The sequence below is a fragment of the Psychrobacter urativorans genome (assembly GCF_001298525.1).
Lineage (GTDB): Bacteria > Pseudomonadota > Gammaproteobacteria > Pseudomonadales > Moraxellaceae > Psychrobacter > Psychrobacter urativorans_A.
Genome location: NZ_CP012678.1, coordinates 89477 through 111788, shown reverse-complemented (window position 1 = coordinate 111788; position 22312 = coordinate 89477). Strand labels below are relative to the sequence as shown.

Here is a 22312-nt window from a genome sequence, read left to right as displayed (position 1 = left end):
TCGTATTCATACTTATTATTTGAAATTTTATAGCCGAATAGCTGGGCAGCTCGCCACCCGTTTCAATTAGCTGTTATAATATGACGCTTATTTTACCATAAGTAGTTGAGTGCTTTGTTATGTTAGCTATGTCAGATACATCAGCCACGCCAGTTACCTCCGCCATCCAAGCCCCCAGCTCTTTTAGAGCCCATCGCGCATTGAGCCTTACCGATATTAAAAATCCTACGACCACGCGAGTGATTGTTGGGATGTCAGGCGGTGTCGACTCTTCTGTCTCTGCTGTGTTGCTCCAGCAGGCAGGCTTTATTGTCGAAGGTCTGTTTATGAAGAATTGGGAAGAAGATGACGGCACTGAATACTGCACTGCAATGGATGATTTAGCGGACGCCCAAGCCGTATGCGATAAAATTGGCATAAAATTGCATACTGCTAACTTTGCTATGGAATACTGGGATCGTGTCTTTGAGCATTTTTTAGCCGAATATAAAGCCGGACGCACGCCCAATCCTGATATTTTATGCAATAAAGAAATTAAGTTTAAAGCCTTTTTAGATTATGCCTTAACGCTTGGCGCTGATTATATCGCTACTGGCCACTATACGCGCCGCAGTGTGAATTATACAAATAACAATGGCGTTGAAGTGGCGCAACTGCTACGTGGTTTGGATAACAATAAAGACCAAAGTTATTTCTTACATGCGGTTGGTGGTAATAAAATCGCTAAGACTTTATTTCCAGTGGGCGAACTTGAAAAGCCAGTAGTTCGTCAAATTGCGGAAGAACATGATTTAATTACTGCTAATAAAAAAGACTCAACCGGTATTTGTTTTATTGGCGAGCGCCGCTTTAAAGACTTTTTACAGCAGTACTTACCGGCGCAAAAAGGCGATATCGTCACGGACGATGGCTTCACTATTGGTAAGCATGACGGGCTGATGTATTACACTTTAGGTCAGCGCGGCGGTATCGGTATTGGCGGTGTGAAAGACCGCCCTGAAGAACCATGGTTTGTACTTGCCAAAGATTTGGATAAAAATCGTCTAATCGTCGGTCAAGGTCATGAACATCCGATGATGCTCAGTAATGAGCTGCACGCTTATAAATTGGATTGGGTCGACGGTTTACCGCCTACGGATATTTTTACTCCTGCTGGTTTGCGCTGTATGGCAAAATCGCGCTATCGTCAGCCGGATCAAGCCTGTACGGTATTTGCTGCTAATGAAGATGGCAGCGAAGTACGTGTCGTTTTCGATGAGCCACAACGCGCGGTCACTCCGGGTCAATCAGCGGTATTCTATATTGACGAAATTTGCTTAGGCGGCGGCGTGATTGCGTCAATTGATGCGCCTTGTGGCTTTTAATATTATGTTCTATTTCTTTTAACTTTTAACTTTTAACCGTTGTTTAACTTCTGATAACTTTCTATCTTTAACAACTCTTGAGGTATTGCTATGAACTTACTTACTGCCCTATCCCCAATCGACGGTCGCTATGCGTCCAAAGCCGACAGCCTGCGTCCTTATTTGTCTGAATTTGGTCTGATCAAAGCCCGCGTGACCGTTGAGATTCGCTGGTTACAATCATTGGCTGAAAACAATGCGATTGGTGAATTAGCCGCATTTGATAATGATACCAATGCTTTTTTAAATGCTATCGTTGATAATTTTAGTGAAGCAGATGCGCAAGCGATTAAAGATATTGAAGCAACCACCAATCACGACGTAAAAGCGGTTGAATACTTTATTAAAGATAAATTCCGTGGTCAAGCAGCACTGGAAGATTCATTAGAATTCATTCATTTTGCTTGTACCAGTGAAGATATTAACAATTTATCATACGCGTTAATGCTCAAAGACAGCCGCGAAATCGTCGTTGCTAAAATGCAAGAAGTGACGGATAGCATTGTTAATTTAGCAATCACTCATGCTGACCAACCCATGCTGTCTCGTACACATGGTCAAACCGCAAGTCCAACGACGCTTGGTAAAGAAATGGCAAACGTGGCTTATCGTCTTGCGCGTCAAATCAAGCAAATGGGTCAAGTTGAGCTACTGGGTAAAGTGAATGGCGCCGTCGGTAACTATAACGCCCATTACGCTTCATACCCTGACGTTGATTGGCAAGGTCATGCCGAAATCTTTATTAATGAGCGTTTAGAACTGACATTTAATCCTTATACCACGCAAATTGAACCACATGATTATATCGCTGAATTATTCGATGTCGTAAAGCGTTTTAACACGATTTTGATCGATTTTAACCGTGATATTTGGCAATATATTAGCTTAGGCTTCTTTAAGCAGCGCCTAAAAGATGGTGAAGTAGGTTCTTCTACCATGCCGCATAAAGTGAACCCGATTGATTTTGAAAACTCAGAAGGTAACTTGGGCGTTGCTAATGCGATGTTGGCGCATTTAGGCGAAAAGCTACCGATTTCACGTATGCAGCGCGATTTATCCGACTCTACCGTATTACGTAATATCGGTGTTGGCTTAGCGCAAAGTATGATTGCTTATGATGCGTGTCTAAAAGGCGTGGGTAAACTTGAGTTAAATGCACAACGTTTAAATGATGACTTAGATAATGCGCAAGAAGTATTGGCAGAGCCGATTCAAACCGTCATGCGCCGTTACCGTGTTGAAAACCCGTATGAGAAACTAAAAGCACTCACGCGTGGCAACGCCATGACGCGTGAAGCCATGCTGACATTCGTTGAGAGCGATGAGCTGTCTGCGGTTAGCGATGCAGATAAAGCGCGCCTACGTGAGATGACGCCTGCGACATATATCGGTAATGCAGCTGAACAATCGCGTTCGATTAAAGAGTGGATTGCGAAGCTTGATAAATAATCAATTTTAACCATAAAAAAAGCAATGAGTACCTAAAAGGTACTCATTGTTTGCAATCTATAACCTTACTCTGAATACTATGAATTTTTTTAAACATAGTCGATGGGTAAGGTTTTGTTTTTTATCCTTACTTTTTATTCTTTTTACCGTCGTCCTCGTCTTCATCGCCACCCGGGATGATGGCTTTAGTCACAGCGACTGTACCTTTGACCACGCCTTTGGTGGTTTTATAGGCAACTTTCACCGGTACTGTGACGAGTTTATGAACGCAGGCTTGTAATAAGAAAGTGCTCGCAAGGAGAATAATAATGGATAATTTTTTCATGAACGTCCTATAGTTGACGATATAATTTAAAATAAATCATGTAATAGCTGCACATCATAAACTATTAAAATTCTTTTCTAAAGCAAACCTTTATCCGAACCCAATTAATATATTAAACTAACCAATAAGATGGAGTCACTAATGACTGCTTTAAAATTATGTTTACCAGACTCTATAACACCAGAACAATTTTTAAGTGAGTATTGGCAAAAAAAACCACTACTGATTAAGCAAGGCTTACCACAACTGATTGGTATGTTTGAGCCTGATGATATTTTAGGCTTAGCAATAGATGAAGATGCGACCGCAAGGCTACTGACTCAAGCCGCAAGTAAACAAAACGGTCAGCCGCAATGGCAGCTTAAAAAAAGCCCACTGACTGAAGCAGATTTTGATACCTTACCTGAGCAATGGTCGGTATTGGTACAGAACCTTGAGCAATGGTCGCCCGAACTGGGTCAATTATGGCAAGCATTGGACTTCATCCCGCAATGGCAGCGTGATGACATTATGGTGTCCTATGCGCCAAAAGGTGGCTCGGTTGGTAAGCATTATGATGATTATGATGTCTTCTTAGCGCAAGGGTTTGGTCAACGTCGTTGGCAGCTGGGAAAATTCTGTGATGAGCACACTGAATTTGTCGCTGATGAGCCGATTCGACTGTTTGATGACATGGGTGAGATTATCTTTGATGAAATCTTAGAAGCGGGCGATGTACTGTACGTACCGCCTAAACTGTCTCATTTTGGTGTGGCGCAAGACGACTGTTTGACGTTTTCATTTGGCTGCCGTCGCCCAAATTTGATGCAAATCATTGATAGCCTTGCCGATGTGGCAACCAACGACAGCTCTTTATTTGTCCCAATGATTCTGCCACAAGGACAACAATCGTCTGGCGAATTACAAGCGGACAGTATTGACGCTATCACCGCGCAATTATTAGCACTACTACAGTCAGAACGCGGCGCGGATATTATGCGTCAAGCGGTCTGCGAAGTGGTCAGCAAACGCCAATACGATGTGCTTCTACCTGAGGAAACCCTAAATACTGACGAGCTCATCCAAGCTTTAGCTGAAGGTGCTACGCTACAAGCCGACTATAGCAACCGTTTACTATATAACCAAACGCCTGAGGGCTTAACGTTATACGCAAATGGTCAACTGCTCGATAGTCTCGATGACACTGCGACTGCACTTTTGACACGCTTAGCGAATGGTGAGCACTTGACACTTGATGACATGGAAGGGATTGACCCTGATGAAGTGATGGAGTGGTTAGAAAACGGTTGGATATGGTTAAATTATCCTGAGTAATTGCTCAGTACTTTACCTGAATTAGATATCATTAATTCATAATAAAAAAAGCCCCGATATCTGCGTAACAACAGAATATCGGGGCCTTTTTTTGATAAAAACAATAAGGAAAGTAATACTAGAGCAAGAAAAAATATGCCCAAAGACCCACAATAACCGTCGCAATAATATTAAGAATGACACCGACGCGTATCATCTCTGACTGCTTAATCAAACCCGTACCAAAGACAATCGCATTTGGCGGTGTCGCAACTGGCAGCATAAAGGCACATGACGCACCAATACCAATAATCAATACTAACACTTCATTTGGTATACCCATTTGTTCAGCAATGGCTGCAAATACGGGCACTAACAGCGCAGCGGACGCTGTATTCGAAGCAAACTCTGTCAAGAAAATAATAAATGCCGATACAGCAAGCATCACGATAATGAGCGGTGCAGAAGCCAAAGCATTAGCAACTGTTTGACCCAATACTAACGATGCTCCCGATACTTTTAAAATCGTTGAGAGTGCAATCCCACCCCCAAACAGCATGAGCACGCCCCAATCTGTATTATCGGAAACTTGCTTCCATGATACTAAACCCAGACTGACTACCGCAGCGGCAGCGGATAAAGCGACGATAGCATCCGTATCCTTAATATCTAGCGCAGCCCCAATTTGCTTAGAAAATATCCAGCTAAACGCCGTTATGATAAAGACCATGATGGTCAAAACGCGTGGCTTTGTCCATTCAATAGGCGCTTCTTCATTAAGTGTAACCGTACGATTTAGATTAGGTTTTAGATAAACATACATCGCACCCAACAATGCTGGCAATAGTACCAACATCATCGGTACACCAAACTTCATCCAATCAACAAAAGCAATATTCAGTGCTTTAGCGGCAATCGCATTCGGTGGTGACCCCACTATCGTACCCAAACCGCCAAGACTGGCAGAATAAGCGATACCCAATAGCACAAATACAAAAGTACCTCGGTCTTTTTCGCTATCGACATGCGTCAAAATACCGAGTGCTAGAGGCAACATCATGGCTGCCGTTGCCGTATTCGATATCCACATCGATAAAAATGCCGTTACCCCAAATATTAAAAATACGGCTGTACTTAGCTTACCTCCAGACATTGACAATATTTTTAGCGCGATTTTTCTATCCAACTTTTGTACATGTAAGGCAGCTGCCAAAGCAAAACCACCGAAGAAAAGATAGATGGTTGGATTAGCAAAACTTTGTAAACCAATTTCGGCATCGAACTCTGGTATACCAATCAGTGTACCAACTACCACGACTAATAGCGCGGTAATGGTCACATGCACGGCTTCAGTTAGCCACAGCACGCCAATAAAAAACAGCATGGCAAGCCCTTTATTGGCATTGATATCAAACGATAACGTATTATAAATAACCACACTGATAATAGCAGCGATCACTACTACTATTAAGCCCTTGCCCGTACCTTTTGGAAAAGTGTCCGTAAATAAATACTCATTGCCATCATCAGGAAGATGACTGTCTAATTTTTGCTCTGACATAAAGAGTCCTAATTGCACCCAAGAATAGTGTTAAAAAATACAAAATAAAGAGGTATTTTAATATAAGACGGCAATTTTTACTCATTTTTATGATATAGATTAAATCGTTTTAGATGAAAACAAAGGTAAATAGTCCGTAATTAAGTTACATATCGATACCAAATGCGCTTAACCTACCTCTATACAAGAGGTAATCGTTATCTCATACTAAAGTTATTGTGTATTAAACAGGTTAATTATAAACGGGAGTTCCTTATGCCAAGCTATAATAAAACTGATGAGACGACTAAAATGGCTCGAAGAGACATCAATCAAGATGGTCTGTCTGAAGAAGATCAGCAGCGTACTGATGAATGCGCGCTCGATATGATGCAAGGCTTACATGAGCATGAAGATCATGAAGAAGAGGATGATGAATAAACGGCTATTTTTCACAATATATATTTATAGCGGTTTAACTATCGAAAGCTAAAATGACTTCACTAGAAAAATACCTAAAATTAAAAAGCGCTTATCAAGGTGATGAGCGCCTTTTTTTTCTAGGTTGCCGTTTTTCTGGTAACTGGTCTGAAGCATAGTTATAGAAAAATGCCGCCAACAACACAATAGTAATGGGTACAAATAACGCGCCATAGCCAACTCTAGCGTACAAAAACGCACCTACTGCCCCACCACCGAAAAAGCAATACCAAATGATGGCTTGAAAGCCAAGCGTTGGCTTACTAATCGGTCGTCCTGCCAGCCAATTACCAATCGCCGCGCCCATATCTGAAGTCAGCCCAGTCAAATGGGTCGTCCGAATGACCGCCCCACTATAAGTAGCCACCATCGCGTTTTGTAGTCCACAAGCCATCGCAGCGGCTAATTGTCCAAGATAATCGTGCTCTTGATATAAAAAATAGCTAATTAGCAGCAGTGCTGCCTCAACATATAGGGCACGACCATAGCGTTTACCCAGCGTGAGAGATTTTTGCCCAATGACAAAACCACTTAAAATTGCACCTACTAAAAATGATAACAATGAGGCGCCAATATATAAAATACTGCGTCCATCAAAATGCGCCACAGCAGCGGCAAATAAACTGACATTACCCGTGACATGCGATACCGACAGATTGGTAAAACCCATCAGCGCAGCAGTATTGACACAGCCGGCACTAAACGCCAACACTGCTCCGCCCCACAATATCCATTTTGGTAATCTGGTTATCATATTTGCCGCCTAAAAGCTTATCGCTAAAAAAATGATATAGTATAGCTGAAAAAGGCTATAACCAAAAAAAGACAGCCTATTGGCTGCCTTTCTGATATTTGTTGCTGGATACTTTTTTTAATTTATTTTTTTGGTTCATCAATATCAAGCATCATTAACTGCTCGCTAATCGCAACGGTATTGAAACCAGCATCAACAAACATAATCTCGCCAGTGATACCAGATGCCCATGGCGACAGTAAGAATAGCGCGGCATTACCGACTTCCATTTGACTGACGTTACGCTGCAATGGGGCAATTTTTTCACTGATATCTAGCATTTTACGGAATGATTTAATACCACTGGCGGCAAGGGTACGAATAGGACCCGCTGAAATCGCATTCACACGAATGCCTTCACCACCCATTGACGTTGCTAAATAACGCACGCTGGCTTCAAGACTGGCTTTTGCCATACCCATGACGTTGTAATTAGGCAATACCGAAATACTACCTTCATAAGTTAAGGTCAACATAGAACCGTGACGCATGGCTAGCAAGGCGCGGGCTTCTTTAGCAAGAGCGACAAAACTATAGCTTGAGATATCGTGGGCAATTTGACTGCCTTCGCGCGTGGTAGCATTGGTAAAGTCACCATCAAGCTGATCCATCGGTGCAAAGCCAATCGCATGAACCACACCATCAATACCATCACCCCAATGCGCAGTCACTTGCTCAAAACAAGCAGCAATAGATTCATCAGAGGCGACATCACACTCAAGTACCAAATCAGCCTCAAAATGCTCTGCTGCCATATCGACGCGTTTTTTAATTTTATCGTTTGGATACGTTAAAATCAAAGAGGCGCCTTCACGATGTAGCGCTTCAGCAATCGCCCATGCGATAGAAAGTTTACTGGCGATGCCGGTGACGACAAAGCGTTGTCCTTGAAGTAGCATAGTATTTCCTTGTTAAAGGTTAGAATCAAATTGATATTATCAATAAAAATAATTAAACACTGGTTAAATATTAGTAATACAATCAAAAAAAGTTGTCTTATTATACACGAATGAAATTAAGTAAACAGTCGTAAACTCTTATGCCTTGATGATGATATCTCAAACACTAAAGCAGTCTACATTATTGATAGCGGTATGAAATTGAGGAGTTTTCAAGTATAATCACAGCCCTTACCAGCTTGCACATTTTTCATATAAATCCTTTACAACCGTTGTTTGTAAACAAGGATTTAGCGTTAAGCTATACCCACATTTTGGATGGCTGCCAAACTTATGAGTAACACCCCAACAGTAACATTAGACTACCAAGAAAGCACCGAATCGTATCGTCAACTCATCAGCTCAACTGGCGAAGATTTAGAGCGTCCTGGTTTACAAGATACTCCAATTCGCGCTGCAAAAGCATTTGCGCATCTCACCCGCGGCTATTGCCAAAATCTAGACGAAGTGGTTAATGATGCTCTTTTTCCATCAACCAATCGTGAGTTGGTGTTGGTACAAAATATCGAATTTTATTCTTTATGTGAACATCATATGCTGCCTTTTCATGGCGTTGCTCATATTGGTTATTTACCAAACGGGCACGTTTTAGGCTTATCTAAGTTTGCGCGTATCGTCGATATGTTTGCTCGTCGTTTGCAAGTTCAAGAGAATCTCAGCGAGCAAATCGCACAGTCGATTATGGATGTGACTGGCTGCCGCGGTGTGGCTGTAGTAATGGATGCAGCGCATATGTGCATGATGATGCGCGGTGTTAATAAACAACACTCCACCACACGTACCACATCGATGTTGGGTGAGTATGTGCATGACAACCAAGCGCGCAATGAATTTTTGGGTGCCATTCCTAAGCGTCAACCTGCGTTTTAAGTTGTAAATTAAAAATATTAAAGGATGCTTAAGCATCCTTTTTTTATTGGCTTAAATCTGCTTTATGCTTTTAAAAACAACATCTCAACTTTTATATTACTTAGACTATTATGCTCGCTTGCAATAAGCGTTGAGCATAAGGATGCTGCGGATGATTAAACACAGCTTCCGTCAGACCTGACTCCACACATACACCGTCTTTTAGCACCATAATCTGCTGACATAACGCACGAACCACTTTTAAGTCATGGCTAATGAATACATAGCTTATATTTAATTTTTCTTGAATTTCACGTAAAAGATTCACTACTGTAACCTGCGTGGTACTGTCAAGCGCAGAGGTTGGCTCATCCAAAATCAGCAAGCGTGGTTGCATGACCAATGCTCGCGCTAAAGCCACGCGCTGACGCTGACCGCCTGAAAGCTCGTGTGGATAACGCTGTAAAAAATCGGCAGGTAGATGTACAGTTTCAAGACTATCTATAACCGCTTGCTGACGTGTTACCTTATCAAACCCTTGTACTAGTAGTCCTTCCTCTATAATTTGCAACACGGTCATACGCGGATTGATACTGGCAAAGGGATCTTGAAATACCATCTGCACTTGGGCGCGAAACTGACGTAAGTCGGATTTAGACAGCGCCATGATATCTTGACCATTGATATTGACTTGCCCATTCACACGCGCCTGATTACTGAGTAGGCGACATAAAGCAAGCGCAATGGTGGTCTTACCAGAGCCAGATTCTCCGATAACCCCTAATGCCTGCCCTGTCTGCAAGGTCATATCTAACGCTTTTACGGCATCAAACCAGCGCTTTGTACTGCCAAATAAGCTTTTTTCTACCGCAAATTGCACTTGTAGATTTTTCACTTCTAATGCGGATATTTGCTGTTCTTGAGAATTTTTTTCTTTTACATCAAGAGCCTTGCCGAAGTCTTGAGACATGAGTGTACGGGTATAATCCGCTTCAGGATGCCTGAAAATCGCTGTCGTATTGCCTTGCTCGATGGTCTGCCCTTGACGCATAACGATAATGTCATCGCTATAACGTCTGACAAGATTAAGGTCATGACTGATTAAAATCATTGCCATGTTGCGCTCACGCTTTAGATTATCAAGCAGCGCTAAAATCTCATGCTGCAACGTCACATCAAGCGCCGTAGTCGGCTCATCAGCAATCAAAATATCTGGCTGCTGCGCTAATGCCATGGCAATCATAACGCGCTGGCGTTGACCACCTGACAGCTCATGCGGATAGCGCTGCAATTTGTCTTCAGCATCATTGATATTAACGTCATTTAATAGCGCTATGGTTTGCGCGCGCCACTCTTTTTTAGGTACACCATTTAAATGTAGGCATTCAGCGATTTGCTTTGCCACGGTATGTAATGGATTGAGCGCGGTCATCGGTTCTTGAAAAATCATCCCAATACGTTGACCACGTATCGCACGCAGCAATCGATTACGAACGCTATTATTCACACTAGGTGCAATAGGTAAACGACCGACACCTGCCAACTGCACGTCCCCAGTAATGATTAAGCTATCAGGTAACAGTCCTAATAAAGCTAAACTGGCAATAGATTTTCCGGAACCGGACTCCCCGACGATAGCTAATGTCTGACCTTGTTTTACGGCATAAGACAACTTATTCACCAGTGCTACACCGGCTTGTGTGACAATACTTAACTTATCAACTGTTAGCATTATTGTGTTGGTTTTGTTCACACCGTCTTGAGGCTGAACCTTATCTTTTTGAATAAAAGCTGTCATATTAAGAGCGCCTCGGATCGAACGCATCGCGTAGCGCTTCGCCAATAAAAATAAGTAACGATAACACAAGGGTTAAACTAAAAAATCCGGACAACGCAAGCCACGGCGCATCAAGATTATTTTTACCTTGTACCATAAGCTCCCCTAATGAGGGTGAACCGGGTGGCAAACCATAACCCAAAAAATCCAAGGAAGTCAGGGCAATAATATTAGCCGTTAGAATAAAGGGCAGCTGTGATAAGCTCGATGCCAGTGCATTAGGCAAAATATGTCGTAACATGATTTGACCATCTGACACTCCCAAATTGCGAGCAGCACGCACATAGTCGAAATTACGCGCCCGCAAAAACTCTGCGCGAACCAAACCAACCAGTCCCATCCAACCAAAGAGCAGCATCATGGCAAATAATACCGTGATATTGGGGCTAAACAAGCTGACCAAAATAATAATCATAAACAGCTGCGGCATTCCGCCCCACACTTCCATAAAGCGCTGTCCTGCTAAGTCAATCCAGCCGCCATAATAGCCTTGAATCGCCCCGACAATAATCCCAATCAAGGCTCCTGCTATCGTGAGTGCCAAGCCAAATAATAACGACACGCGCAACCCATACAGTATCCGCGCCAGAACATCACGCCCCATATCATCCGTCCCTAGCCAATTTTGACTATTCGGTGCTGCCGGATACGGAATACCCAGTTCCACATTGGGCGTTTGATCGGCAAATGGAATGGGCGGCATCACATAATAACCCTGACTATTAATCAGCGTTTGCACCGCAGGGTCTTTATAATTGGTTTCAGTCTCAAAAATACCGCCAAAGGTCGTCTCAGGATAAGCTTTGACCACTGGAAAATAATAAGCACCGTCATATTGCACGATAAGGGGTTTGTCATTGGCAATCACATTCGCTGCCATACAAACCACAAAAACCAGCGTAAACACAATCAGCGATATAACCCCTAAGCGATTGTTCCGAAAACGCTTTAAGCGTGCTTGCCATATCGGATTTAATTGGCTTTTTTGTGGCGTTGGAAGCATTGTTTTTGGCTGATTAGGTGGCGGAGTATGAGCAGCGTTATTCGTTAATGGTAGCTGACTATTTGACATTAACGCCCCTCAAAATCAATACGCGGATCAATCAGGTGATAACTCAAATCACTAATCAACTGTAATAACAGCCCGAGCAAAGTAAAAATAAACAACGTACCAAAAATTACTGGATAATCGCGCTGCTGAATCGCTTCAAAGCCAAGCAAGCCTAGTCCATCAAGTTTAAAAATAATCTCAATTAAGAAATTACCCGCAAAAAATATACCAACAATCGCCGCAGGAATACCGGCAATAATAATCAACATCGCATTGCGGAACACATGACCATAGAGCACTTGCCGCTCATTTAGACCTTTAGCACGCGCTGTCAGCACGTATTGCTTACCCAATTCTTCCAAAAAGCTAAACTTGGTTAAGTACGTCAATCCTGCGAAACCGCCGACGGTACTTGCCAGCAATGGTAACGCCAAATGCCAAAAGTAATCTTTAATCTTACCAATGAGGGATAATTGGTCAAAATTCTCTGACGTCAATCCTTGTAGCGGAAAAATATGCCAATAGCTTCCACCCGCAAAAAATACTAATAAAATGACTGCAAATACAAATACGGGAATTGCGTGCCCAACTGCAAGCAACATGGCGGTCGCTTTATCCACCGCTGAACCATGATGCATCGCTTTATAAATCCCCAAAGGAATCGCAATCAAATAAATCAGCAACGTACTCCATAGTCCAATGGAAATAGAAACTGGTAATTTTTCGATGATTAAATCCGTCACCGATTGCCCTTTAAAAAATGATTCACCAAAATCTAGACGGGCGTAGTTCTTGAGCATTAGCCAAAAACGCTCGGGCGCAGATTTATCAAAGCCATATTGCGCATTGATTGCCGCCACCATTTCTTCCGACAATCCGCGCGTCCCTTGGTAAGTGCTATTATTACCCGCACTACCCGCCCCAACACCACCATTGACAGCATCATATTTCGCACTTTGTTCAATTGATGCAATTTGCTGCTCAACAGGACCACCGGGAGCGGCTTGCACTATCACAAAGTTCGCGAGCAATATTAAAAATAGCGTCGGTAATATCAATAGCAACCTTTTTAAGATATAACGACCCATGATGGCGACTTCCTAGAATACGAATAATAATGGCTAAAAGTAATAATATTTTTTAAAAATTATTCTTAAGCGCACGTAACGCTGCAAATACCGTCAAAGGCTTATTATCTACAAGCTTCGTTTTTGTCTCTACCCCTGCAATCACACTCAGCTTATCTGCACGCAAAAATACGTTCACGGCGCGTTCATGTTCTAACGTTACCGGTAAGGTTGGAATGCCCTGCGCTGTTTTTTCTTCCGCTTGCAGCAATGCTTGCTGTATGGCTATATTTTCAGGCTCGATAGATAAACCAAAGCGCATATTACTGGCAGTATATTCATGTGCCGGATATAGCAGCGTCTCCGCAGGCAAGCCATTTAAGCGTTTAAAGCTGTCATAGAGTTGCTCAATTGTGCCGGTAAAGACGCGACCACAACCGCCACTAAATAAAGTGTCCCCGCAAAAACAATGCTTAAGTCCATCAATATCTAAAATATAAGCGATATGGCTCGCAGTATGTCCTGAGATATCCCAAACTTGGGCAGAGTAACCCCAAGCGCTGACCTTGCTGCCGTCTTTAACCGTTTGGTCTTCGTCAACATTGTGCTCACTGTGCGCAACAAGGTGAGTCATTGGAAAATACTCTTGTAACTCAGCCACACCGCCAATATGGTCATGGTGATGATGAGTCGTCCAAATCGCGGTCAGCTCCAGTCCGTGTGCTTCTAAATAATCGATTACTGGCGCGGATTGACCGGGATCAATCACGATGGCTTGTTTATTACCTTCATTAATTAACGTCCAAATATAATTGTCATTAAATGCTTTAATCGGGTGGATATGGATACTCATATTAAATCCTTAGCAAAAATTATCTTTGGTTTTTATCAAATAGTTAAAGGCGATGACTTGACTATCTTGATGCCATATTTTATCAATGCCATGTCCTAAAAATCCTGTCCATCATACCTTAACCGTTTACTATTATGATAATAGCTTATTGTCCAAGATATTTATCAACGCGTGCTTCCGCTTTTTTATCGACCCACCAGTAATCAATACCAACCGCATTCGTCGGTAGTTTTTCAGCATGACGATATTGATTCCAGTAGGCAACATTGGTTTCTGACTTACCATATAACGGGACTAAATAATATCCAGCCCGCAATAAACGGTCAAGCACATGAGTATATAAGACAATATCTTCACGACTTTTGGCATCACTAAGTTTAGCGATAACGCTATCAATAGCCTCATTTTTAATACCGATGGTATTATTATTACCCGCCTCATCAGCGGCAATACTGCCCCAAAAAGCCGCTTGCTCAGCACCGGGAGATAAACTCTGCGCAAACACATCAACGGTCATATCATAATCAAAGTTGCGCATGCGCTCGTAGTACTGTGGTCCATCAACTTGGCGTAATTGGGTATCAAAACCTAAGCGCGTTAAATTACGAATATAAGGCAGCAATACCCGCCCCATGGTATCGCCCGTCATTAACACTTCAATCTCGGCACGCTTACCATCTGGTTGATACAGCTGCATATTTTTATAATAAAATCCGGCATCTAATAATAATTGCCGCGCCTTTAATAATTCTTGACGATTAAAACCGCCGCCATCACTCGCAGGCAATTGCCATTCATCCAATACCGCTTGGCGCTGTAGCGGTTCAAGCTTTGATAATAAAGGCGTTATAATTTGCATTTCTGCACTTGATGGTGTGCCCATTGCGGCAAGCTCTGAGCCATGAAAAAAGCTTTGCAGGCGCTCATACTGACCATAAAATAAAGTTTTATTCATCCATTCAAAGTCATACGCCGCCGTTAAGGCTTGGCGGACGCGAATATCTTGAAAAATCGGTCGGCGTATATTCATGACAAGCCCTTGCATGGGCACTGGATTTTGACTGGTTATCGATTCTTTATTAATCAATCCTGCTTTGACAGCAGGGAAATTATATCCTGTTGCCCAGTTAGAGGCTTTGTTTTCGGGACGAAAGCGATATTGACCTGATTTAAAGCCTTCAAAAGCAATCTCATCACTCTGATAATAGACGAACTTAATCATATCAAAATTATAGCGACCCCGATTGACCATTAGCTCGCGACCCCAATAATTTGGGTCACGCACATAGCTGACGGAGCGCCCAACATCAACACGTCCGAGCTGATAAGGACCACTACCCATCAATGGCGTTAAGCTTATTTTTTCAAAATTGGCATCAATAGAGGACTTGGCAAAAATTGGAAATTGACCAACCGTGAGTAATATTTCCTTATTATCATTAGATTTAAAGATGAATTTTACTTGTTGCTTATCAAGGGTTTTAACCTCTTTAATATCACCCAAATAGCTGCGAACAAACATGGGACCTTTAGTCAATAATGCGTCATAAGTCGCCTTAACGTCGCTACTGGTAACCGGTGTGCCATCCCAAAACCGTGCTTTTGGATTGATGTGATAAATAATCCAACTGCTGTCATCAGGGTCATAAGTAACGCTCGTTGCCAGCTGCGGATACATGGTAAAGGCTTCGTTTAAGGAGCCCGTCATCAAGGTATCATAGAGATAATCGGTGCCAATCATCGCTACGCCAGTCGTCATCCATTTATTGGCGCTATTAAAAGTGCCGCGTACATCAAGTGACAGCGTGCCGCCCGTTGGGGCATTTGGATTGGCGTAAGGCATAAAGGGCGCATCAACATACTCAGCGGTACTATTATGTCCAAGTGCCGACGTCGTAATGGGTGCAGCAACACTGCTAGATACCCAGCCGATAGTTAGGCTGAGCAGAATGGCTGTTATCAGCTTATTTTTTTTGGGCATTATTTTTGTGAGCATGATAGTGATAGCACACCTGCAATTAGAAATAAGAGTGGCATCATGAGATGCCATTTATGGAAATTATCATATCAAACTTAGCTTTTTTAACCTAATGCTTTGCAGTAATGCGCTCAGGTAAATTCTTTTCAGATAAAAAAACGCCACTATTGTAGCGACGTTTTTTATTGCTATGAAAGTTATCTTTTAAACTTAGCCATATGAGCTTAGGCGTATTTTTTTTCAAAATCTTTCATAAAGTCGACCAACAGCTGTACCCACTCAAGCGGTACGGCATTATAGATACTGGCTCGCATACCGCCCACATCACGATGACCTTTTAGATTAAGCAAGCCTGCTTTTTCTGATTCTTCTAAGAATACTTTATCAAGATTACTGTATGCTAGGGTAAACGGCACGTTCATGATAGAGCGATGTTTAGGCGCTACTGGGTTATTATAAAAAGTGCTGTTATCAATGGTATCGTACAATAATGCCGCTTTTTGCTGATTAATTTTACCAATAGCAGCAATGCCACCCTGCTCTTCTAACCAGTCAAATACTAAGCCAGCTAAATACCAAGAATAAGTGGCTGGGGTATTGGACATCGACTCTTTATCTACTTGATGTTCGTAATTAAGCAGCATAGGACACCACTCACTCGCCTGCCCTAATAAATCCTCGCGAATGATGACAATAACCAATCCTGCAGGACCAATATTTTTTTGCGCACCAGCGTAAATCATACCAAACTTTGACACGTCTATCGGCTGTGACAAAATACAAGATGACATATCAACGATGATAGGCGCATCAACTTGTGGTGGCTCAAATATTTGTAAACCGTGAATGGTCTCATTGGCACAATAATGAAAATAAGACGCATCGTCACTAATATTCCACTCACTTTGCGCAGGCACATCCGTAAAGTTACTCTCTTTGCCCGTTGCGACTAAGTTAATCTCACCTAAGCCTAGCGCGGCATAACGTTGTGCCTCTTTTATGGCTTTACCTGACCACGCCCCTGTGGTTAGGTAATCGGCACGTCCACCATTTAATAGATTCAGCGGAATAGCAGAAAACTGCAAACTTGCGCCACCTTGCAAAAACAGCACTTTATAATTATCTGGAATCTCCATCAACGAGCGCAGCTGAGTTTCTGCCTTTTGGGTAATGGCAATATAATCCTTACTGCGATGGCTCATTTCCATCACTGACAGTCCGCGACCTTGCCAATCTAGCAGTTCCTCTTGGGCACGCATTAAGACAGGGGTAGGAATGGCTGCCGGACCTGCACAGAAATTCGGTAGGCGATGCGGGGCGGTTGATGTGGTCATGATTATTATCCTAGGTGTGAAGTAGTAACAAAAGAATCGCGATAACTGAGAGTGTGTAACTCGTGCTTGCAACAACCGTCTTACTTTAAATCAGTACCGCATCGAATGCAACATGGCTTATTTTTAACGAAAGTATATTATGCTATTTATCAAATTTTTATTAAAAATAGCACTCATTTAAAGATTTGAGTCATTTTTTATTGCTGATTTGACAAACTATTCCACAACTTACGCTTTAGGCTGGCATCGTTAAGCATATCAGTTAATGTCGGTACGCTCACAAAATTGGGATGTATCAATCCATCTGGTAATGCCGTCAAGACCGCCACTTGGATATCCTCGCGTCTACCCAACTTAAAGATATAACCGGCGAGACTGGCATTGGCAAGCTCAACAGTATCCATGCCGGCACAAATGGGAAAAGAGCTGGTCTCACAAGAGAGTGACAACGCGTGCGTGATATTTTGCCACAATTTTTGGCTGTCATGATTCAGTGCTTGGATATCGACCAATAATACCCAATTACCATAGCATCCGCCTTGCAAGTCAAATGGCGCAATGGTGGTATGATGATCACTTGATGCTTGGTTATCCACGTCATTGATGAGTGGTTCGAGTATTTGCGATGCATCAGACAGCGTATCAATACGATATGTTTTTTCTAGCGTTGGAAAAAGATTATTTTCATCACTAGGATTCACCGGACTTTGTGATAACGCGTCTACATACGCTTCAATGATGCCTTCGTTAGCAGATAACACGGGTGCGTTATACAAAGGCGCTAAAACCTGAGCGTTGTTTGGTTCAACATTTAAACCATGTGTTTCTGTAACTGCGCGCTGATTTAAATGAGCTTCTGGCAGTATAATATCTGCCATATTTATCGTTGGTGAGTCTGGCTGTACCCATTGCGGTATCCCCATCATCGCCAGTATCTGACGTTGTTGCATTTGGCGTGTGTTTAAGCGTATCTCGTCTTGCGTGTCACTCATGATTGGGTACTATCCTAGTTATTTATAACCACTTACTTATTGATGGGCTAAAGATTTAAACGCTAGTGGCAGCCTAAATCATCAATCGCATAACTGACGGACGCCAAGCCAATGCTCTGCTAATAAGGTCAAGCAGTCATATTCGTCTTGACTGATGATCGTATCGTGCAACATGACGGTATGCAAGGTGCTCAGCCATAGCCGGTGCGTATTATAAGCTATTTGGCTGCTAGTTGGCCGGTTGTTATGTGAGTTATCCGCAGTAGATGCTGTCGTTCTTGGCTCAGGTGTATAGGCTGCTATCGTATCAATAATGGCAAATAGCTGAATACTATTTAGGCGTTGCGCGGTTAATAATAACCATTGTAAATCGGCATCCTTTACTACTGATAAATCGATATCAATTAAACGGGCATGGCGTCTTAAATCTGTGACATAACAGATATTATGGTTTGATAAATATGCCTTTATTTGGTCTTGACGCTTATTTTTTAACACGGCATCTTTAGCAAGGCGATAGGCAAATACAATCAACATAGTACGCTTACCAGTACTTAATCCTGCAAAAATATTCCCTGATGGATCAAGCTGAGCAATACTATCCGGTAATCTAGCTTGCAAAACAGCCGAATAGGCTCTATCGCTTATCGGCTTATTATCGTTTTTCTTATCAGCATTTTCCTTATCCGCATTTTTCTTATTATCATGCCCCTTGTTATCAGCACCGTTATTAGAACCTAATACTTGTGATAATACAGGCAGTAACTGCTGCAAATGTAGCGCTTGCCACAAAGATATAATAGATAAGGTTTTATTTTTAGTTGGCGCTATTTCTGACTGTATATCGGTCATGCTATGTTGACAACAAGGTTGACTGGAAGTTAAATCAGCAGTTAATTGATGATTAAATAGCTTGATAAACCCTTGCTGATAACGTAATAGCATCGCACGACATTTTTGCTGTTGTTCATAATGTTGCTGATCTTGAAAACGATGACTCATTAGACTTTGCTGCTGCAACTGCTCTATCGTCAGGAGTGATAAGTCCTGTTTGCGTAACTGATTCAGTGCGATGGCTATTAAACTACTATCTAAACGCCTATCCAGAGTGGCGACTATTTCTAAGAGCTTGGCATCGATAGTATGCGGTAATATTAAGTGATGGAGGTTAGCAACTAAATTATTATCTGAATTTTCTGCTGCAGCGCCTGATTGAGCCAAACCGCACCAAATATCAGTGAGACTATAGGTAGTAGCCGTCGATAAAGCATGATCTTGGTGACACAACATTACAGCTTCAATCAGTGCCAGTGCGCCTAGCGGATGGTGACTGTGATTCAGCAGATAATGTGGTAGAGACACTTGCTGAATATCCGCCAACTCTACAAGTTTATCAGCAGGTAAGTCATTATCAGGCAATGCTTGCCACGGTTTTAACAATTCCTGCGCAATCATATCCTTATCAGCGGCAATATTAACCTGTAAACGCCCATCAATAATCACATCCACTTCTTGTTTAAAAGACAATCCTTCTTCGTTATCTTCCGGCTGAGTTAAGCCAGCAGGTTCAGCCAATGTATTATTATCAGGTGAAATTACTTGTTCAGCGTCGGCTTTAGTATTGTTATTGATAGGGAAATTATTAAGGTTAATACTAGCATAGCGTTCACTCCAATCACCCAACCGACGCTGCTCATAGATTTCTTTAATTTTTTGTTGGTTTAAGCGTTTCTGCTGCGCCACTTGTACCGCAAAGTCTTGATAAGCGTTGGCATTAATCGCGCTCATACGTTCAGACAAGCTCGGATGGGTAGCAAACCATGATACGTCGCCTAAATCTGCGCCACTACTGGCAAAAAAGAAGTGACTCAGCCCGTTAATATCGGTGGTGTCCGATAACCGTGAGCCTAATGGGTCTTGATGAATGGCTTTTAAGGTTTCTAAAATAGCAGGCGAACGCGTGAGCTGAATACTGGTCGCGTCCGCCAATAGCTCGCGCTCACGGTTAAAACTGTGCTTAATTAATTGCGCACTTGCCATACTCGAAAAGCTAAAAGCGTGGACGATTAACGTCCAAATATTACGCGGTGAGCTACGATCAGGCTCAGCGCTACTAGAGGTTAATAGGGATAAAGAATGGGTTGATAAAGCTCGGTGTTGTATTTGAAATTGAGACTGTGACTGAGATTGCCAATAAGTGACCCATTCACTATGCGAGGTGAAATTCGCTGTCTGTGCTTCTGTACTGCGCGCTCTAGCATCAACCTCTCGTTGAGATAACGGCATAGTTTGATTAACCGCGTCATCAAAGTAACTGGTATGTCGTGACGTCCCTTGAGCAGAAAAATTATTGATTGAATTACTCCAATCATAGAGTAATTGCAACCCTGCCAGCACGACCATTAACTGTAGATTAAACTTCGCATCGCCGTGCAAAATATGCCCATACTCATGCCCAATAAGACCATATAGCGCCTCATCGGACAACTTATCGAGCGCCCCTTGCGTGACGACCATCACCATATCATTGCTGTGCCGACCTGCCACAAAGCCATTAATCCCTTGCTCATTAGGCAGCACATACAATATCGGCATGGTCAATCCCGAAGCAATGGCTAACTGCTGTGCAAACTCATAATAGCGTCGGTACACCGCTGGAAAATCACGCTCATGACGCACCGCGATATGCCGCGAGGTATAGCGCACAGGCATTAACGATTCGTGCTGATGCGCTATGCCCTGACTATGCTCCCAAGCGTCATGGCTATTATCAATAAATAAGCGAATCGCTCCGACCCGCTGAGCAATGGCGCGTCCGCCTGCCTTTAGGCGACGATATTCTAAAAAACTTCCGATAATGAAGCTAAATAACGTCCAAATAATAACCAGCACCAACACCCAATGATAAATGCCGCCAGTAAAAACGGTTAATAATAACGCCATAATACCTAGCGCTACTGCCATATGCGCCAAGACAATGAGCAAAAATAACCCATAGAGCAATAGACTACGCCGCGTGCGGGTACGCTGTTCAGCAAAAAAATCTATGCGTTCATCTTGCTCAAACCCAGCCAACATTCACTCCAAAGCTTATCAGTCATTTTATTAAAAAAGCGGGTTGATATTACTGGTTAAAATTACTGATTAAATTAACCTTAGGCGCATTACTGATTAAAATTAACCTTAGGCGCTTGGCTAATCATTGCTTTATCGGCAAATACCAATGGACTTAACGGACGAAAACCAAAGGTCGTACTCACTAAATTATTTGGAAACACTTCGCGATTATTATTATAAAACATCACACTGTCATTATAATGCTGACGCGCAAAACCGATGCGATTCTCGGTATTGGTCAACTCATCCATCAACTCTTTAATTAAGCTGTCCGCTTTTAGCTCAGGATACGCCTCCACAACCGCATAAAACTGCCCGAGCGCTTTGGACAGCATCCCTTCTGCTTGCGCAAACAGCGCCATATGTTCCAACGATTCAGGCTGATGCTTGCTAGAATCTTGCAGATTTTGGGCACGATTACGGGCACTAATGACCCGTGTGAGCGTCTCTTCCTCATGCGCTAAATAGCGCTTTGCGGTTTCCACCAAATTAGGAATCAAATCATGACGGCGCTTTAGCTGCACATCTATTTGCGCAAAGCCATTTTTTGCCTGATTACGTCCACGTACCAATTGATTAAATATCGTCACCCCAACCACAATTACCAACATCGTCACTGCAATAAATAACCAAACGAACGTTTTCATAATAAAGTCTCAAAGCAATCAATATGGATATAAATGCGTACATTATATTTTAATCGATATTAATAAGCGAACCTTAAAAATCAATTAAAATACGTTATAAAACGCTAAACAAAAAAAAGCCCTTACAAATGAAGGGCTTCGAATAACAAACAAGAGTTTTAAATATTATTTTATAACTCATTGTTTGATAACTAATTACGTTATAGCTATATTATCAAATTTTAGGCAAAAAAAAGCGACTCCATCAGCACATCCTCGGCACACATTATAATTAATACCGTTGCTACCTTCCGGTCCTGGCGGGGTTCATAATTTAACGTTGCGAGGCTACCAATGGAGCCACCA

The 22312-nt window shown here is 42.4% G+C and carries 18 protein-coding genes and 1 other RNA gene; 5 read left to right on the top strand and 14 right to left on the bottom strand.

Going from position 1 to position 22312, the window contains the following annotated elements:
* The first annotated feature begins 119 nt into the window (after positions 1-119).
* Positions 120-1364 carry a tRNA 2-thiouridine(34) synthase MnmA gene (gene mnmA, locus AOC03_RS00480; protein WP_062533105.1) on the top strand — a complete coding sequence of 415 codons (1245 nt, stop codon included), beginning with the start codon at positions 120-122 and terminating at the stop codon, positions 1362-1364.
* A 90-nt stretch (positions 1365-1454) separates the two neighbouring features.
* A complete protein-coding gene (purB, locus tag AOC03_RS00475) occupies positions 1455-2852 on the top strand; it encodes an adenylosuccinate lyase (protein WP_062533104.1) in 1398 nt (465 codons plus the stop codon).
* A 127-nt stretch (positions 2853-2979) separates the two neighbouring features.
* Here purB and AOC03_RS00470 read toward each other — a convergent pair whose 3' ends face one another.
* Positions 2980-3177 carry an NF038104 family lipoprotein gene (locus AOC03_RS00470; protein WP_062533103.1) on the bottom strand — a complete coding sequence of 66 codons (198 nt, stop codon included), beginning with the start codon at positions 3175-3177 and terminating at the stop codon, positions 2980-2982.
* Positions 3178-3318: 141 nt separating this feature from the next.
* Between AOC03_RS00470 and AOC03_RS00465 the strand changes: the two genes are divergently transcribed.
* On the top strand, positions 3319-4491 hold the full coding sequence (locus AOC03_RS00465; RefSeq protein ID WP_062533102.1) for a cupin domain-containing protein: 1173 nt from the start codon (positions 3319-3321) through the stop codon (positions 4489-4491).
* Between the two features lie 118 nt (positions 4492-4609).
* Here AOC03_RS00465 and AOC03_RS00460 read toward each other — a convergent pair whose 3' ends face one another.
* A complete protein-coding gene (locus AOC03_RS00460; RefSeq protein ID WP_062533101.1) occupies positions 4610-6031 on the bottom strand; it encodes an SLC13 family permease in 1422 nt (473 codons plus the stop codon).
* A 255-nt stretch (positions 6032-6286) separates the two neighbouring features.
* On the opposite strand from AOC03_RS00460, the gene AOC03_RS12775 reads away from it, so the two are divergent.
* Positions 6287-6451 (top strand): hypothetical protein, encoded by a 165-nt coding sequence (locus AOC03_RS12775; RefSeq protein WP_204247919.1) that lies wholly within the window; start codon positions 6287-6289, stop codon positions 6449-6451.
* A gap of 94 nt (positions 6452-6545) precedes the next feature.
* On the opposite strand, the gene AOC03_RS00455 is transcribed toward AOC03_RS12775, so the two are convergent.
* Both AOC03_RS00455 and AOC03_RS00450 read right to left on the bottom strand, forming a co-directional pair.
* Positions 6546-7244 carry a YoaK family protein gene (locus AOC03_RS00455; RefSeq protein WP_062533100.1) on the bottom strand — a complete coding sequence of 233 codons (699 nt, stop codon included), beginning with the start codon at positions 7242-7244 and terminating at the stop codon, positions 6546-6548.
* Between the two features lie 122 nt (positions 7245-7366).
* On the bottom strand, positions 7367-8182 hold the full coding sequence (locus AOC03_RS00450) for an enoyl-ACP reductase FabI (RefSeq protein ID WP_062533099.1): 816 nt from the start codon (positions 8180-8182) through the stop codon (positions 7367-7369).
* A gap of 333 nt (positions 8183-8515) precedes the next feature.
* On the opposite strand from AOC03_RS00450, the gene folE reads away from it, so the two are divergent.
* Complete coding sequence (gene folE / locus AOC03_RS00445) at positions 8516-9112, top strand: GTP cyclohydrolase I FolE (RefSeq protein ID WP_227514251.1); 597 nt, start codon at positions 8516-8518, stop codon at positions 9110-9112.
* 100 nt (positions 9113-9212) lie between these two features.
* Here the strand turns inward: folE and AOC03_RS00440 are convergent, their stop codons facing one another.
* The 10 genes from AOC03_RS00440 to ffs all read right to left on the bottom strand — a co-directional run bounded on the left by AOC03_RS00440 (position 9213) and on the right by ffs (position 22303).
* Positions 9213-10823: an ABC transporter ATP-binding protein gene (locus AOC03_RS00440; protein ID WP_227514300.1), complete on the bottom strand. Its 1611-nt coding sequence runs from the start codon at positions 10821-10823 to the stop codon at positions 9213-9215.
* Positions 10824-10890: 67 nt separating this feature from the next.
* Positions 10891-11931, bottom strand: coding sequence for an ABC transporter permease (locus tag AOC03_RS00435; protein WP_227514299.1), 1041 nt, complete (start codon positions 11929-11931; stop codon positions 10891-10893).
* Between the two features lie 68 nt (positions 11932-11999).
* Positions 12000-13067, bottom strand: coding sequence for a microcin C ABC transporter permease YejB (gene yejB / locus AOC03_RS00430; protein ID WP_062533095.1), 1068 nt, complete (start codon positions 13065-13067; stop codon positions 12000-12002).
* 52 nt (positions 13068-13119) lie between these two features.
* On the bottom strand, positions 13120-13899 hold the full coding sequence (gene gloB / locus AOC03_RS00425) for a hydroxyacylglutathione hydrolase (RefSeq protein WP_062533094.1): 780 nt from the start codon (positions 13897-13899) through the stop codon (positions 13120-13122).
* Positions 13900-14044: 145 nt separating this feature from the next.
* On the bottom strand, positions 14045-15895 hold the full coding sequence (locus tag AOC03_RS00420) for an extracellular solute-binding protein (protein ID WP_420480441.1): 1851 nt from the start codon (positions 15893-15895) through the stop codon (positions 14045-14047).
* A gap of 206 nt (positions 15896-16101) precedes the next feature.
* On the bottom strand, positions 16102-17211 hold the full coding sequence (gene serC / locus AOC03_RS00415) for a 3-phosphoserine/phosphohydroxythreonine transaminase (RefSeq protein ID WP_062533092.1): 1110 nt from the start codon (positions 17209-17211) through the stop codon (positions 16102-16104).
* Positions 17212-17408: 197 nt separating this feature from the next.
* Positions 17409-18203 carry a hypothetical protein gene (locus AOC03_RS00410; RefSeq protein ID WP_062533091.1) on the bottom strand — a complete coding sequence of 265 codons (795 nt, stop codon included), beginning with the start codon at positions 18201-18203 and terminating at the stop codon, positions 17409-17411.
* Between the two features lie 81 nt (positions 18204-18284).
* On the bottom strand, positions 18285-21281 hold the full coding sequence (locus AOC03_RS00405; protein ID WP_227514250.1) for a M48 family metalloprotease: 2997 nt from the start codon (positions 21279-21281) through the stop codon (positions 18285-18287).
* An 86-nt stretch (positions 21282-21367) separates the two neighbouring features.
* Entirely contained in the window at positions 21368-21967 is a 600-nt protein-coding gene (locus AOC03_RS00400) for a LemA family protein (protein ID WP_062533090.1), read from the bottom strand.
* A 239-nt stretch (positions 21968-22206) separates the two neighbouring features.
* An RNA gene (gene ffs / locus AOC03_RS00395) (signal recognition particle sRNA small type) lies at positions 22207-22303 on the bottom strand.
* Positions 22304-22312 lie beyond the last annotated feature (9 nt).

What these genes read in the sequence shown, in the direction of transcription:
- AOC03_RS00465 (WP_062533102.1), top strand. Translation starts at nt 3,319, where the DNA reads ATGACTGCTTTAAAATTATGTTTACCAGACTCTATAACACCAGAACAA.
- purB (WP_062533104.1), top strand. Translation starts at nt 1,455, where the DNA reads ATGAACTTACTTACTGCCCTATCCCCAATCGACGGTCGCTATGCGTCC.
- AOC03_RS00420 (WP_420480441.1), bottom strand. Translation starts at nt 15,895, where the DNA reads ATGCTCACAAAAATAATGCCCAAAAAAAATAAGCTGATAACAGCCATT.
- mnmA (WP_062533105.1), top strand. Translation starts at nt 120, where the DNA reads ATGTTAGCTATGTCAGATACATCAGCCACGCCAGTTACCTCCGCCATC.
- AOC03_RS00460 (WP_062533101.1), bottom strand. Translation starts at nt 6,031, where the DNA reads ATGTCAGAGCAAAAATTAGACAGTCATCTTCCTGATGATGGCAATGAG.
- AOC03_RS00450 (WP_062533099.1), bottom strand. Translation starts at nt 8,182, where the DNA reads ATGCTACTTCAAGGACAACGCTTTGTCGTCACCGGCATCGCCAGTAAA.
- folE (WP_227514251.1), top strand. Translation starts at nt 8,516, where the DNA reads ATGAGTAACACCCCAACAGTAACATTAGACTACCAAGAAAGCACCGAA.
- serC (WP_062533092.1), bottom strand. Translation starts at nt 17,211, where the DNA reads ATGACCACATCAACCGCCCCGCATCGCCTACCGAATTTCTGTGCAGGT.
- AOC03_RS00405 (WP_227514250.1), bottom strand. Translation starts at nt 21,281, where the DNA reads ATGTTGGCTGGGTTTGAGCAAGATGAACGCATAGATTTTTTTGCTGAA.
- AOC03_RS12775 (WP_204247919.1), top strand. Translation starts at nt 6,287, where the DNA reads ATGCCAAGCTATAATAAAACTGATGAGACGACTAAAATGGCTCGAAGA.
- AOC03_RS00470 (WP_062533103.1), bottom strand. Translation starts at nt 3,177, where the DNA reads ATGAAAAAATTATCCATTATTATTCTCCTTGCGAGCACTTTCTTATTA.
- AOC03_RS00435 (WP_227514299.1), bottom strand. Translation starts at nt 11,931, where the DNA reads ATGCTTCCAACGCCACAAAAAAGCCAATTAAATCCGATATGGCAAGCA.
- gloB (WP_062533094.1), bottom strand. Translation starts at nt 13,899, where the DNA reads ATGAGTATCCATATCCACCCGATTAAAGCATTTAATGACAATTATATT.
- AOC03_RS00440 (WP_227514300.1), bottom strand. Translation starts at nt 10,823, where the DNA reads ATGCTAACAGTTGATAAGTTAAGTATTGTCACACAAGCCGGTGTAGCA.
- AOC03_RS00400 (WP_062533090.1), bottom strand. Translation starts at nt 21,967, where the DNA reads ATGAAAACGTTCGTTTGGTTATTTATTGCAGTGACGATGTTGGTAATT.
- AOC03_RS00410 (WP_062533091.1), bottom strand. Translation starts at nt 18,203, where the DNA reads ATGAGTGACACGCAAGACGAGATACGCTTAAACACACGCCAAATGCAA.
- AOC03_RS00455 (WP_062533100.1), bottom strand. Translation starts at nt 7,244, where the DNA reads ATGATAACCAGATTACCAAAATGGATATTGTGGGGCGGAGCAGTGTTG.
- yejB (WP_062533095.1), bottom strand. Translation starts at nt 13,067, where the DNA reads ATGGGTCGTTATATCTTAAAAAGGTTGCTATTGATATTACCGACGCTA.